General features: G+C 41.7%; 11 protein-coding genes and 1 riboswitch. Of the genes, 7 read left to right on the top strand and 4 right to left on the bottom strand.

Going from position 1 to position 15115, the window contains the following annotated elements:
• Window positions 1-112: 112 nt before the first annotated feature.
• The 4 genes from ribH to ribD all read right to left on the bottom strand — a co-directional run bounded on the left by ribH (window position 113) and on the right by ribD (window position 4223).
• Window positions 113-589: a 6,7-dimethyl-8-ribityllumazine synthase gene (gene ribH, locus CLNEO_RS13085; protein WP_066089944.1), complete on the bottom strand. Its 477-nt coding sequence runs from the start codon at window positions 587-589 to the stop codon at window positions 113-115.
• Between the two features lie 313 nt (window positions 590-902).
• Window positions 903-2108 carry a bifunctional 3,4-dihydroxy-2-butanone-4-phosphate synthase/GTP cyclohydrolase II gene (locus CLNEO_RS13080; protein WP_066089941.1) on the bottom strand — a complete coding sequence of 402 codons (1206 nt, stop codon included), beginning with the start codon at window positions 2106-2108 and terminating at the stop codon, window positions 903-905.
• Window positions 2109-2119: 11 nt separating this feature from the next.
• Window positions 2120-2761, bottom strand: a complete 642-nt coding sequence (gene ribE, locus CLNEO_RS13075; RefSeq protein WP_066089938.1) for a riboflavin synthase — start codon at window positions 2759-2761, stop codon at window positions 2120-2122.
• 361 nt (window positions 2762-3122) lie between these two features.
• On the bottom strand, window positions 3123-4223 hold the full coding sequence (gene ribD / locus CLNEO_RS13065) for a bifunctional diaminohydroxyphosphoribosylaminopyrimidine deaminase/5-amino-6-(5-phosphoribosylamino)uracil reductase RibD (protein WP_066090069.1): 1101 nt from the start codon (window positions 4221-4223) through the stop codon (window positions 3123-3125).
• A gap of 306 nt (window positions 4224-4529) precedes the next feature.
• Window positions 4530-4642: riboswitch (FMN riboswitch) on the bottom strand.
• Window positions 4643-4881: 239 nt separating this feature from the next.
• On the opposite strand from ribD, the gene ispE reads away from it, so the two are divergent.
• The 7 genes from ispE (at window position 4882) to CLNEO_RS13030 (ending at window position 14994) form a co-directional block, all read left to right on the top strand.
• Window positions 4882-5802 (top strand): 4-(cytidine 5'-diphospho)-2-C-methyl-D-erythritol kinase, encoded by a 921-nt coding sequence (gene ispE, locus CLNEO_RS13060; protein ID WP_066089932.1) that lies wholly within the window; start codon window positions 4882-4884, stop codon window positions 5800-5802.
• Window positions 5777-6451 carry a GntR family transcriptional regulator gene (locus tag CLNEO_RS13055; RefSeq protein WP_066089929.1) on the top strand — a complete coding sequence of 225 codons (675 nt, stop codon included), beginning with the start codon at window positions 5777-5779 and terminating at the stop codon, window positions 6449-6451. The genes ispE and CLNEO_RS13055 overlap by 26 nt, the downstream gene beginning before the upstream one ends.
• A gap of 680 nt (window positions 6452-7131) precedes the next feature.
• A complete protein-coding gene (locus CLNEO_RS13050; RefSeq protein WP_066089926.1) occupies window positions 7132-8232 on the top strand; it encodes a G5 domain-containing protein in 1101 nt (366 codons plus the stop codon).
• Window positions 8233-8262: 30 nt separating this feature from the next.
• Entirely contained in the window at window positions 8263-9627 is a 1365-nt protein-coding gene (locus CLNEO_RS13045; RefSeq protein ID WP_083532023.1) for a glucose-6-phosphate isomerase, read from the top strand.
• 483 nt (window positions 9628-10110) lie between these two features.
• Complete coding sequence (locus CLNEO_RS13040; protein ID WP_066089923.1) at window positions 10111-10920, top strand: MBL fold metallo-hydrolase; 810 nt, start codon at window positions 10111-10113, stop codon at window positions 10918-10920.
• 10 nt (window positions 10921-10930) lie between these two features.
• On the top strand, window positions 10931-12190 hold the full coding sequence (locus tag CLNEO_RS13035; protein ID WP_066089920.1) for an amidohydrolase: 1260 nt from the start codon (window positions 10931-10933) through the stop codon (window positions 12188-12190).
• A 146-nt stretch (window positions 12191-12336) separates the two neighbouring features.
• Complete coding sequence (locus CLNEO_RS13030) at window positions 12337-14994, top strand: S-layer homology domain-containing protein (protein ID WP_066089916.1); 2658 nt, start codon at window positions 12337-12339, stop codon at window positions 14992-14994.
• Window positions 14995-15115: the final 121 nt, after the last annotated feature.

The following is a 15115-nucleotide window of genomic DNA, read 5'->3' as shown; positions in this document are numbered from 1 at the left end:
AATCAATAAAAGGAATACACCGTATTTTTATAAAAAGGTATTACGCAGTGAAACCGTAAAGGCTTCTCCTTTTCTTTTATACCATATTACAGATATTCTGCTACAAGCAAAATTATTTATTAATCCCTTTAATTTCAGCGGAAAGGTTGACCATTTCAATGGCTGCCAAGGCGGTATCATAGCCTTTGTTGCCGGCTTTTGTTCCTGCACGTTCAATGGCCTGTTCGATATTTTCTGTTGTAACGACGCCAAAAAGCACAGGAATATCGGTTTCCATGGAAAGATGGGCAATTCCCTTGGAAACCTCGCTGCAAACATAGTCATAATGGGTGGTTGCACCACGGATGACAGCACCAAGGCAAATAATTGCATCAAATCCGCCCCTCTGTACCAAAAGCTTTGCCGCAGTGGGAATTTCAAATGCCCCGGGAACACGCACCAAAGAAATATTGTGTGATTCAACACCATGACGCAGGAGAGCGTCCTCCGCACCATCCACCAGCTTGCTAACGATAAAATCGTTAAAACGAGAAGCCACAATTCCTACCTTTAAATTTGTTGCAATTAAATTTCCTTGAACCAGTTTCATGTTAAATTCCTCCTAATAGTATATAAATAATTTAGTCAATGTTAAATCTCAAATGATTGAAAAACCTTGGGCACTGCCCATTCACTGCCCAAGATAGGGCAGACAGCGAAGCTGGCTTTTGCGAAGCAAAAGTGATGACCCAAACCTGCTTGCTTTTTGAAAAAAGCAAGACCAAAAACTTTTATACAACCCGCATTTTATGTGGGTTAAGATGGGTCAAGGGTGAAACCCTTGTGGGTGTTTGAGGGCAATGCCCTCAAGATTTTGACTTTGTCTTCAGTCTGTCGGGACAGCGTAACGAGGACTTTTATTTTTAGAGTGTGCTGGAAAAAATATGCCCCATTTTCTCTTGCTTAGTGCGTAAATATTCCAAATCAAACTCTTGGGGTGCAATTTCAATGGATACACGCTTTGTGATTTGCACGCCAAAACTGTCTAAACCGTAAACCTTGTCAGGATTGTTGGTGAGAAGATGTAATTCCTTTGCGCCTAAATCCTGTAAAATCTGTGCGCCAATCCAGTATTCCCTTAAATCCGCTGCAAAGCCAAGGGAAATGTTCGCTTCTACGGTGTCCTGTCCCTGTTCTTGTAAAGCATATGCCTTTAACTTGTTGATTAAGCCAATGCCTCTGCCTTCTTGACGCATATATAAAAGAATTCCTCTGCCTTCCTTTTCAATTTGGCGCATGGCAGCGGCAAGCTGCTGTCCGCAGTCGCAACGGCAAGAGCCGAATACATCACCCGTCAAGCATTCGGAGTGAACACGGCATAGGAGGTCCTTCCCATTGCCGATTTCGCCTTTTACCAATGCAACGTGATGTTCTCCTGTAATGTCGTTTACATAGCCATAAATTTTAAACTCACCGTAGGGCGTAGGCAGGCTGGCAACGGCCTCGCAATGTACATGTTTTTCATGGCGGCGGCAGTAGTTTTGTAAATCGTGAATGGTAATGAATTTTAAATTATGTTCCTCAGCAAGCTTCCAAAGCTGGGGTGTTCTCATCATTGTGCCATCCTCTGCCATGATTTCGCAGCAAAGGCCACATTCCTTTAAGCCGGCAAGGCGCATTAAATCCACGGTGGCCTCGGTATGGCCTTCTCTTTTTAAAACACCGCCATTTCTGGCAATGAGGGGAAACATATGCCCAGGCCTGCGAAAATCCGCGGGGTTTGCGTCCTCATCCACGCATTTTAAGGCTGTGACGGAGCGTTCAGCCGCAGAAATACCTGTTGTAGTATCCACATGGTCGATGGACACGGTAAAGGCGGTGGAGTGGTTATCCGTATTTTCCGAAACCATTTGGGGTAAGCCTAATTTGTGTCCCAGTTCCTCACTCATAGGCATACAGATTAAGCCTTTTCCGTATTTTGCCATAAAGTTCACGTTTTCCTGTGTTGCAAATTCCGCAGCGCAGATGAAATCCCCCTCATTTTCCCGGTCTGGGTCATCGGTAACAAGGATGATTTTTCCTTGCTTTAATTCTTCTAAGGCTTCTTCGATGGTGTGATAAGCGTTCATTTTTTCTCCTCCTAAAATCCGTTTTCTCTTAAAAATTCCAAGGTTAATGGTTTTTGTTTTTCATTATTGTTTTCCAAAAAGCGTTGTATATACTTAGCGATAATATCTGTTTCCAGATTCACTTTATCACCTGTTTTTTTATCTAATAGAGTTGTCTGTGTGCCTGTATGGGGAATAATTCCCACAGAAAATTGCTCTTGATCCACAGAAATGACGGTCAAGCTAACGCCGTCAATGGCAATGGAGCCTTTTTCGATGATTTGGCGCAAAAGAACAGCGTCGGCTTGGATAAAAAGACGAATGGCATTGCCTTCTTGTTTTTTTGCGGAGATAATGCCTGTCCCGTCAATATGTCCGCTTACCATATGTCCGCCAAAGCGGCCGTTTGCTGCCATTGCCCGTTCCAAATGAACCGGGGCACCTTTTTTCAGGCTTCCCAGATTACTGCGTTTTAAGGTTTCGGGCATGACATCTGCGGTAAAGGTGGTTTTGGTTAAATTGGTTACGGTGAGGCAAACGCCGTTTACCGCAATGCTATCCCCAAGCATTGCGCCTTCCTGTATTATTTTGGCGTTAATTACAAGCTGACCACCGCTATTTTGTGAAGTTATTTTATCGATAACGCCGATTTCTTCAATCAATCCTGTAAACATAGGGCACCTCCTTTTTTAAAAAATAAGTTTTTAAGGTCAAGTTATTAAGGTCAAGTTATTAAGGTCAAGTTCTCGGGACGTTGTCCCGAACCTTGCAAGCGGGTCAAGCTCTTTTGCTACGAAAAAGCCAGCTTTGCTGTCAGCCCTATCTTGGGCAGTGCAGTTTTAAAAAGGCTTGAGCGAAACCTTTATATGCAAAAACATTCGTTTTTGCAAGGATGGCTGTTCCCCCCAAAACCGCTGTATATGCGGTTTGTATAAAAGTTTTTGGTCTTGCTTTTTTCAAAAAGCAAGTAGGGTTTAGGGCAAAGCCCCAAGGTCTTGATCCTCTGTTTTCCTTGGCGCCCAAGGTCTTGACCTTTTATTTTGCACTTGATGTTTCAATTTCATACTCTAATAAAATATCCCCGTCTAGCGTTTGGCTATGCAAAAGCTTTAGAATAAAAGCATCCTTTGGTTCAAGAACTCCCATGCCGCCCACTGGTGTTTTGGCATCCTTCCCGCCGAAAATTTTAGGGGCAAAATAAATATATAGCTTTTGGGCAAGGTTTTGCTCTAAAAACCCAAAATGAATGGTTCCGCCGCCCTCAACCAAAACGCTGTCCACACCGTTTTCGCCTAATTTTTTCATTAGGCTGGGCAATGAAACCCTTTCGTTTTCATCAGGCAAACGCCATAGAGTAAGCCCTAAGGCTTCCAAGGCGGCTTCCTTTTCAAAGGGATCATTTGCATAGGCGATTATGGTTGGATATTCCTTAGCTGTTTTACAGATTTGGCTTTCCAAGGGAATTCGCAGTCGGCTGTCGCAAATAATGCGTCGGGGCTGGGTTGCATTTTCTATTCTGCAATTTAGCAGTGGGTCATCCTGCAAAATGGTTTCAATGCCCACCAAAATACTACTGTATTGATGGCGCAGGCTATGGGCATGAAGGCGAGAGGCTTCATTGCTAATCCAACGGGAGGCACCTGTGGTGGTTGCAATTTTTCCATCGGCGGTCATGGCATACTTTAATGCTACATAGGGCATTTTTGTTGATATGAAGTGAAAAAATACATCATTTACTGCATCGCATTCCTTTTTCAAAAAATGCTCTGTTACGGTAATGCCGCTTTTTCGCAAAATCTCCACACCCTTGCCCTTTACCAATGGGTTAGGATCGGGGGAACCAATGACAACGTGTTGAATGCCTGCTTCAATGATGGCATCGGTGCAAGGTGGTGTACGCCCTTGATGGCAGCAAGGTTCCAAGGTGACGTATATGGTTGCGTCCTTGGGGCTTTCCTTGCAATCGGCCAGTGCCATACGTTCTGCATGGGGTTCGCCGGCTTTGTGGTGATAGCCTTCGCCGATAATTTTATTATTTTTTACAATGACAGCGCCCACCAAAGGGTTGGGGCTGGTGTAGCCCAGTGCTTTTTTTGCCAGAAAAATGGCTCGTTTCATATATTTTTCATTTAACATAGGGAGAACTTCCTTTCCTTCAGGGGAAAGGCGGGAAAGAGTTCCCGAAAAAATGGACGGAAGAGGGGTCCTCTTGATAGAGGGAAAAGGGATTATTTTAAAAATAAAATATATTTCAAATAGCAACCCCAAATTCAAAATAAAAGCCCTGTATGTGCCAATAGGCTCATACAGGGCATAACAAACATTTTGATACAGCAAAAAAACAACCAATAAAACCTATCAAAGGTTTTTGGGGTATGCAAAAAAGGCATACAAATAATCGCTGTATTTAAGTGGCAAATTAAAATAAATTACCACCTGATGCTTGCTCTTCTTCCATCCAGACTATACTGTCGGTTTTGGACTTTCACCAAATCCTGCTTACGCTCGCGGACTTTACCGCCGATCGGGAATTTCACCCTGCCCTGAAGAGTTATTATGTTTTACGACACCATTATACACCTCCTATTTCAAATTGCAAGAGGAATTTGAAAGAAAAAATAATATCTAAATAATAAAGAAGAAAGGAGATGAAAAGGTGGATTAAATTTTCTTTACTAGCGTTTTTCATAGGAACAAGGGGACATTTTTTGTATAACATGGCAATTGTAACTTTGCGAAAACTATTATACAATAAGAGAAACAATGTATACAGTATTATTTAAGAGGGCATATTTTGAGAGAATTGAGATTAAAAGCACGAGCAAAAATTAACTTAACATTAGATGTAACAGGCAAGCGTGAAGATGGCTACCATTTGATTAAAAGTATTATGCAAACGGTAAGTCTTTACGATGGAATTTACATGAAGCGCATCCGCAAAAACGAGATTATCATAAAAAACAGTCTGCCTTGGCTGCCAACGGATAACCGTAATTTGGCATACAAAGCGGCAGAGCTGATGAAGGAAAGGTTTGACATTACAGAGGGCGTTTATATCGAAATAGATAAACGGATTCCTGTGGCGGCAGGCCTAGCCGGAGGGAGTGCAGATTGTGCGGCTGTTTTAGTGGGAATGAACCGCTTGTTTGGGTTGGGGCTTTCCATGAAGGAATTGGAACACTTGGCTTTTCTTTTGGGGTCAGATATCCCTTACTGCGTTCAAAGAGGAACGATGCTGTCTGAGGGTGTGGGGGAAATTTTGACGCCGGTGAAGTGCGCATGCCCTATGTGTTACGTTGTGTTGGCAAAGCTTCCGGTCAGCGTTTCTACGGCTATGGTTTACAGTGGGTTAGACTGGAAGGGGTTAAAAAATCATCCTGATACGGAAGGGATGATACAGGCAATGGCTGAGAAGGATATTACGAAAATGGGTGGGTTATTAGCAAATGTTTTGGAAACTGTGACCATTCCCATGTATCCTAAAATTGCTCAGATTAAGGAAGAAATGGCTCGTCTTGGTGCGGAGGGTGCCTTGATGAGCGGAAGCGGCCCCACGGTTTTTGGATTATTTAAAGAAGAAGAAGATGCAAAACAGGCGGCGACATCCATTCGCAAAAAATTCGGTTTGAAGGAAGTTGTGGCTACAAGGATTTATCATGTTAACGAGGGGAAGAGAGGAGAAGATGGGAATGGAAGAAACGAAATTCGTCATTAACAGCAATGAATACCTGCCTTTAAGAGATGTTGTTTTCAATACCCTTAGGGATGCCATTTTGACAGGGAAATTGGTTCCCGGAGAAAGATTGATGGAAAACCAACTGGCAGACAAGCTTGGCGTGAGCAGAACACCCGTAAGAGAGGCCTTACGTATGCTTGCCCTGGAAAATCTAGTAGAGCTTGTGCCCAGAAAGGGAGCTCAGGTACTGGATATGAGCGAAAAGGACATTATCAATATCCTGGAGGTTAGAGATGCGCTGGAAAGCCTGGCAACAAGCATTGCTTGTGAGAAAATGAAAAATGAAGCATTGCAGCAATTAAAAAGTGTGGAGGCGGAATTTGAACGTGCCGTGGAAGAAAGAGATGTGGAACGAATTATTCAATTGGATGAGGATTTCCACGATTTAATTTTAGAGTCCACAGAAAATGATAAATTAACGCAAATATATCAAAATTTACGGGTTCAGCTTTACCGTTACCGCATGGCCCATTTAAAAGTGGATAGTACAATTCCTGCTATTATTGCCCATCATAGAGGGATTTTGCGTGCCATTGAAAATCATGATGCTGAGGAGGGTGCAACGGTTGCCCATGGACATATTAAATACCATACGGAGTTTATTTTACGCTCCATTCACAGCAAATAATATTTCGTTGCCCTAGGGGGCGGCGGAAAGCGGCGATAGATTGGCGTATTAAAAAACTTTAGTATTTGTTTATTTTGAATAGAGGAAAAAACCGATTGCATTTTTGGTAATCGGTTTTATTTTTTTGTAGAATCAATCAATTTATTTTTCCTAAGCTTTTTCATAAAATATGCGTGTTAGGGAAGCGCTGATTCATTCCGTGTCATAGCTAATCGGTAAATTTTCCACTGGGACAGCGTCAAAAAGCCTCGAAATAGCGCTGCTATTGCTGTGTTTTTTTCCTTGCCAATTGAAAAATTTCCTCGACTATCTGCACACCCTCCATTAAATCACCGCTTCCTTAGGAATTTGCTTTTAACAATTGTTTGAAGGAAAAGAAGATATCTCGTGAAATATTACTTAACAGTTTGTCAACAGTTCTTTCTTTCTGATGTCTTTTGCTTGCAATCCGCTGTCGAATAATTTACAATAATAATAGTTTTAGGGAATTACGGATTTATTTGGTGGGCACATCTAATTTGTAAATTTTTCACTTGGACATTGTTTAAAAGTATAGCCATAGCGGTGCTATTACTATGTTTTTCCTGCCAATTGAAAAAAATTCCTCCAATGGCTGTGCGCCCTCCATTATATCGGGGGTTCCTAGGTGAATTACTAACGAGAAAGAAGGTGGCGTATCGGTGACCGAAGGAAAAGACAATTTTCCCCGCAGAGATGAGCGGGTTTTATATGGAGCAAAAAAGCCAAGAGCACCAAGGCAGAACAATTCAAATCAGAGTAAAAGGCCGCAAAAGCCACAAAATACGGATAGACCGAAAAACAGAAAACGGAGCCTGCCTGTAAGAAGGCAGATGATTTTCGGTGTTGTTATTTTGGCTTTTCTCGTGCTCCTTTTTCTTTTGCTACGCAAAAATGGAACGGAGGTTTTTGTTGGCACAGAAAGCGTGGGAGTACTTGAGGGGCGCGCTGTTACAGCGCAAACCATTACAGATACCCTCGAAACCCAGCTTGCGGGGATTGTAGGCGCCCAGGTGAAAATTAACGAAGAAATCAAGACGGAACGGATTCATATTAGAAAGAGCCATAAAAAGGACGTTTGTACACTGGAGCATTTGATTCCCAAGCTGCGAAACATGGTAACCTACAAAGTGAATGCTGCCATCATTATGATTGATGGAGCCAAAGGGGTTGTTTTGGCAAATGAAGAACAGGCAAACAAGGTTTTGGATGCCATAAAAGAGCCTTACCTTCCTGCCGAGGGGGTTGAGGCAACGGTGGAGTGGGTAGAAAAGGTTGCGATTGTAGCAGATTATGTTGATTCCGACGAGGTTCTTTCGGAAAATGATGCTATTTCTATTTTGCAATCCACTACAACCGTAACGGGAACCTATACCGTCCAGTCCGGGGATGCGCCATATAAAATTGCCGTGAATTATGATTGTTCCTTGGAGGATTTAATGAAATTAAATGAGGGACTCACCGTAGAAGTGGTGATTAGGGTAGGGCAGGTCATCAATGTGCCTATCAGCAAGCCGAAGATTTCTGTGAAAACTATAGAAACCCAGGTTTTAACTACGGTTGAGCCGAAAACCTATGAATACCAAACTGACAATACCCAGCTTAAAAGCTATCAAAAGGTGATTCAGCAGGGACGTGCAGGGCAGAAAAAAAGCACGATTCAAATTACTAGAATCAACGGGTTTGTGCAGGAGGAAAAGGAAGTTTCAAAAGAAATTATTACTGAGCCTGTTCCTGAAATCATCGTAAGAGGAACCTTATAATATATTGCAAAAAGGGCATACTTTCCGAATATGGAGGTATGCCTTTCACAAAGAGAAGGAGGAATATCAGTGGGAATTAAATTTACAGTGCAAGGGGAAGCAGTGCAAAAACAGGAATTATCGGCACTTTCGGGGGAGGTAGTTCGTTGCCATGAGGCACTCCACAATAAAACCGGAAAAGGCAACGATTTTGTTGGATGGGTGGATTTGCCCCAAAATTATGATAAAGTGGAGTTTGAAAGAATCAAAAAGGCGGCGGCAAAAATTAAGCAGGACAGCAGTGTGTTAGTCGTAATTGGGATTGGCGGCTCTTATTTGGGAACAAGAACAGCTTTGGATTTTATCAAAAGCCCTTACTATAATGAGTTGAAAAAAGATACACCGGATATTTATTTTGTAGGCAACAATATCAGCTCTGCATACTTAAATGATATTTTGCAGATTTTAGGTGACAGAGATTTTTCCATCAATGTCATTTCCAAATCGGGAACGACAACGGAGCCTGCTATTGCCTTTCGTATTTTCAAGCAGCTTTTGGAGAAAAAATACGGCAAAGGAGAAGCGGCAAAGCGCATTTATGCCACAACGGATGGGGCAAAAGGAGCATTAAAGGAAATGTGCAATCAAGAGGGATACGAAACTTTTGTCATCCCTGATGACGTTGGCGGTAGGTTTACCGTGCTGACAGCGGTGGGCTTATTGTCCATGGCGGTAGCGGGTGTGGATATTGATGCAGTTATGGCTGGGGCGAGGGCCTCCATGGAAGCCTATGCAAAGGCGGATATTTGGCAAAACGAATGCTATCAATATGCCGCAATGCGCTATTTATTTTACAAACAGGGAAAAACGATAGAGATTTTAGCTAATTATGAGCCCCATATGACCTCCTTTGGGGAATGGTTTAAGCAGCTTTTTGCAGAAAGCGAGGGGAAGGACGGTAAGGGTGTATTTCCTGTTTCTGCCAATTTTTCAACGGACTTACATTCTATCGGTCAGTTTATTCAAGAGGGTGGAAGGTATTTTTTTGAAACAGTGCTTTGGAGTAAGGAGCCGAAAACACCGGCAATCCTTCCTTTTGATGAAGCAGATGGGGACGGCCTAAATTTCTTGGCGGGAAAAGAGCTGCAATTTGTAAACAGTAAGGCATTTGCAGGAACCATGCTTGCCCATATGGATGGCGGTGTGCCGAACATGGTTGTTGAAATTGAGCGGATGGATGCATGGCATTTTGGTGCGTTGGTTTATTTCTTTGAAAAAGCGGTTGGCATCAGCGGATATCTCCTGGATGTTAATCCTTTTGATCAACCGGGGGTTGAGGCATATAAGAAAAATATGTTTGCTTTGCTTGGAAAACCGGGATATGAGGAGCTTACGGCAAAGCTGGAGGCAAGGTGATTAAAATAAATGGAGCACTGCTTTAAGGGATGTTATTTAAAAACAATCGAATATTTCATAGCAAAAAGAGTGGGGATGGAAAAACCTTGAGGCCGCCCAAACCGGCTTGCTTTTTGTAAAAAGTAAGACAAAAAACTTGTGTACAAAACACATATTTATGCAGTTTATAACGGGTCAAGGGTGAGGCCCTTGAGAGTGTTTGGGAACAAAGTACGAAAGGTCTTGATTTTTTCCACAATCTGAAGAGTGCAGTTACTGAGCTGCACTCTTTTTAATGGGAAAAGTTTTGAAAAGAATGGGAAAGATTGTATTTTTATAAAAAAGAACGATGGGCCAAATAAATAATGAAGAATACAATAATAGCCAAAAAAATTGGAACTTTTTTCATACCCTATTCGTCATAAAAATGTAGCCTCCTTCTCGCCTTGTTTTTCTGCAATAGTTAAAGTATAATGGTAGGGAAAATGTGGAAGGGGGAATAGGATGAAGGTTACTGTGTTGATGGATAACCACACATATATTGATGATTATTATTTGGGGGAACCTGCGGTTTCCTATTGGATCGAGGCGGAAGGGAAAGCCTTTTTATTTGATGTGGGCTATTCTGCGGCGTTTTTGAAAAATGCAAGGGATATGTCCATTGATGTAAAAAAGGGGGATGCTGTAGTTCTTTCCCATGGGCATAATGACCATACAGGGGGGTTGGCTCCCCTATTGGACGTTTGCCAAGGAATGACCCCCCAATTAATTTGTCATCCCCATGCGCTGCTCCCCCGTTATTTTGAAAAGCTTTCCATCGGGTGTCCTTTAGAGAAGGAAGTGGTGCGTGAGCGTTTTTTCGTCATTGAAACAAAAGAGCCTTATTGGCTTACGGAGAGGCTTGTTTTTTTGGGGGGAATCCCTAGGGAGATTCCGTTTGAAAAGCCTTACTCCATCGGTAAATTGGAGGAGGAAAACGGAAGAAAGCCCGATATGATTCAAGATGATACAGCCTTGGCATATTCGACAGAGGATGGAATTTATATTATTACAGGCTGTTCCCATGCAGGAATTTGTAATATCATTGCCTATGCAAAAAAAATTCTGGAAAAAGAAAAGATTTTAGGAATTTTAGGTGGTTTCCATCTTTTTGACATAGACGAGAGAACAAAAGAAACCATTGCGTATTTGGAAAAAGAAAAAATAGAATTTTTATATCCTTGTCACTGTACGTCTTTTCGGGTAAGGGCTGCGTTGAATCAGTGTTGCAAGGTGGAAGAAGTTGGCGTAGGCCTGGTTTTAAATTGGGAGTAGGAGGGAAAAAATGCTTACAAAGGAAAAATTGCTGTCCCAGATAGAAAATGAAAAACAGGCAATTTTACAAAGAGGTGAGGATTTTTTTCTGTGTGCCGAGCTGGGCTTTTCGGAGGTGAAAACAGCAAAGGAAATAACAAATTTACTGGATGAATGGGGCGTTCCTTATCAAAAGGAGGTTGCAGTGACGGGTGTGGTTGCCACCCTTGGAAAAGGGGACGGCTATCACATTGCCTTTGTGGCGGATATTGATGCATTGCCGCGAAAAGGCGGATTGGGGAATATTCATTCCTGCGGCCATAGCATACAGACCACCATGGCTTTGTCCGTGATAAAGGCTTTGCTGGCTTCGGGTATTATGGAGCAGACGGATTGCAAGGTTAGCTTTTTCTTTACTCCTGGGGAAGAATATATTGATTTTTCCTATCGTGAGGGCTTGATTGCCCATGGAAAGATAGAATTTCTTTCGGGCAAACAGAATATGATAGCCTTAGGCTGTTTTGACGGGGTGGATTGCGTGCTTTCTGCCCATGCCAATGGTGATGTGGGAACAAAATTTGATGTGGGCTCAACCTTGGCAGGCTTTATGGCAAAAAAAGCGGTGTTTGTTGGCAGAGCGGCTCATTCGGGAGCAGCACCCCATTTGGGGCGAAATACCTTGCATGGGGCAATTTTAGCCATGAATGCCATTTCCTTTTTGAAGGATCAGTTTGACCCTCAAAGGGGATTGCGCTTAAATCCTGTTTTGACCGAAGGCGGCGGCAGCGTTAATGTCATTCCGGAAGAAACCGTATTGGAAACCTATGTCAGAGCCAACGACAATGAAACACTGTTTGAGGCTTGCAGGCGGGTGGATGCTTGTTTGGAGCTTTGCGCAAAGGCATTGGAATTACAGTGCATTATCACAAATACAGCTGGGTATTTACCGTTAAAGCAATCGGCGGCATTGAATCAGACGGTAAAGAAAAATATGCTGTTATTTTCAAAGCCCGAGGAAATTGTTGAAAACCCTGTTTCGGGTGCATCCGGCGATGTGGGGGATTTAGGCTTTCTGATCCCTACCATTCAATTTGGATTTTCTGGTATAAAAGGCCGTTTTCATGATGATACCTTTGCCATTGCTGATTATGAAAATTGTTATATCACCTCAGCTAAGGTGATGCTGGGCACAATTTATGATTTGCTTATGGAAAAAACCTGCAGGGTTTATCCAAAAGAGTTTGAACGAAGAAAAAAGGATTATCTTTCCACCCTGCGTCGAAAAAATTAAAAAAAAGGGGAAGATTTTAGCAAACTTAATATTTTTGAAAAGATTTTTTATATGTTTTTATGTTATAGTAGTTTTAGTGAGCCTGAATTGGTAAAATTATAATATGTTTTGATTAAAAGTGATAAGTTGAATGGGGGCATTTACTTATGAAAAAATTTTTGACGGTCGTAACGGCCATATCTTTAGTGTTTGGAAGCACGGGGGTGACCGCTTTTGGTTCTGTATTTGCGGATATTAATACAGTGCCTTGGTCGGGCGCGGCAAAATATATCGATGATGCGCAATCCCTGGGTTTGATGAGCGGGTATACTGAAAATGGCAAAAAGTACTCTAAGCCAAAAAATAATGTAACATTATGTGAATCTGTGCAGATGATTTACTCCATTATGAAGGTGTATACGAAACAGGATGTATCTGCTACAGATGTCAGCAAATGGACATCTGTCATGAGTGCATACAATATTCCCACATGGGCATACAATGCCACTGCCTATGCATTGGAAAACAAAATCATCGAAACCAGTGATCTAACGAAATTGAAAAACGGCACACAAAATGCAAGCAGAGAAGAAGTTGGATTAATGTTTGGTAAAGCGTTAAGCTTGGTTTATACTGTCAACAACAGCGCAACGCTTTCTTATAAAGACAAAGGCCAGGTTTCCAGCGCTGCTGTGCCGTATTTGGCACTGTTAAACTCCAAGAAAGTAATGGTTGGGGATACGAATAATAATTTCAATCCCAATGCAAAAATAAATCGTGCGGAAATGGCTGTACTGTCTGTAATTACCTATAACACTTTGAATGGTTCCGCTACCACAACTCCTTCTGCGCCAACAGCAGGCACCTTGGCGGGAACGGTAATTAATAGCATGGTATTAAGCAATGGTGATATCTTTTTAAGTGTAAAAGCAAATAGCGGTGAAGGTGTAAATGTATTTGGAAAGAGTACTTCTGTGAAGGTGACCTATGACGGAGAAACCGTTGCTTTAAAGGACATTGGCATTGGTGATACCGTTACTGTTACTTATAGCAATGATAGCTTAAGTGCGGTTGTGATTAATAAATCTATAAAAGGAATTGCAACGAGCAAAACTTATAAGCTAAAGGCTTTGACAAGCAGCAAAATTACTGTGAAGGATGGCAGCAACGAAACGACATACCGCTTAGCAGACAGTGTTAGTGTTACCATTGGCGGCAGTAAATCCACCGTTGCTAAATTAATTACCGCCATGGAAGATTATGATTATAACGTAACACTGTCCTTTGATAAGTCGGATAATGTCTCAAAAATTGAAGCCATGAGCAGTACAAATAATCCTCTTTCCGGTGATCTTACCTATATGAGCGATTCGAAATTGACCATTGAGGTGGGCAGCAAGAGTTACGACTATCCTCTTTCTGAGGCTGATGTAACAATCAAATATGATGGGAAATCCATGCTGTTTTCTACGCTTACAAGCAACTATAAAAAGAATAATTACACGGTAACTTTAAAGTTGGATAGCAAGGGCTATGTTACAAATATCAATATTGATTTCATGGAGGACGAAACCCATGGAACTTTAGATTTCATCAACACCCGTCGCCTTGAATTAAAGGCAGCAGGAAAAACCTACAGCTATTCTATTGATACAAATGTGGATGTTACGATTGATGGTAAGAGCAGTACCCTTGCAACCTTAACCAGTAAATATGATAGCAATCCTTATAGAGTTGCTTTGACGGTTGACCGTTATGATACCGTTACAGAGATTGCAGCTACCACAAAAAATTCAGCTTTGTCAAAAGGTACGTTAAAGACACTGACGACATCAAAAATTACAATTACTGTAAATAGCAAGAGCTATGATTATGATTTGAGCAGTCCTAGCATTAAAATTGATGGAAAGAGTGTAACTTTGACCACCTTGAAAAACAGCTATAAGGATTATAGCTATGATGTTGAGCTGACTTTTAACAGCAAAGGTGCAGTTACAGAAATTATTGGTAAAAACACTAAGGCAACCAAGGGTACCTTAAAGACTGTTGAACCTAAAAAAGATACAATTACAATCACCGCCGGCGGTGTAAACTATACCTATGATATTACCAGCAGTGCAAAGGTAACTTTAGATGGCAGCAGTACTACAGTTACTAAATTAGACACTGCCCTAGAGGCCGCGCTCAATAGCAAAGAATCAATTTCTGTTACTTTGACCCTTAACAGCAGTAATGAGGTGACAAAAATTGTGGCGACATCAGAAGATAGCGATACAGATGAAACCGTTAAGGGTACGCTTATTGATCTTGATGCGTGGGAGATTTCGGTGAAGGTTAGCTCCAAAACAAAAACCTACGATTTTAAATCGGGTACTGTTACTGTAACCTTAGGCGGAAAAAGTTCGGATGTAGGGGACTTGGAAGATGCGTTGGATGATTTGGATCGCGACGAGGTGATTTCCGTAACACTCTATTTGAACTCGAATAATCAGGTAACAAAGGTAGTGGCAAAAATTGTGGATGAGGATGACGAAGATGAGGACGATAAGCCGCTAAAAGGCGATTTAACCAGCGTAGCCACCTCCAGCAGCAGACTCATCATTGAGGACAGCTCGGGGAAAGAATATACATGGTATTGTACTTCCAGTGTGGATGTAAGTTATAACATAAGCAGTAGGTACTACGATGAAGATGATTATAAGGATGATCTAACCGGTCTGAAAAAATTCCTGAGTGACTGTAAAAGTGAAAGAGATACCTGTTATGTGAAGTTGACAAAAAACAGCAGTGGTAAGATAACAGGAATAACCGCTCAGGACAAATAAATTCGTTGATATCTTATTGCAATGAATTAATTGAGAGTAAAAGTGAAAAAGGCTTGTGATTCTATGAATCACAAGTTTTTTTTGCATAAAAAACACTTTATTTACACTGCAAAAAAATTAG

Source organism: Anaerotignum neopropionicum, assembly GCF_001571775.1.
Taxonomy (GTDB): Bacteria; Bacillota; Clostridia; order Lachnospirales; family Anaerotignaceae; genus Chakrabartyella; species Chakrabartyella neopropionicum.
This window is presented reverse-complemented; position numbering and strand designations above follow the sequence as displayed.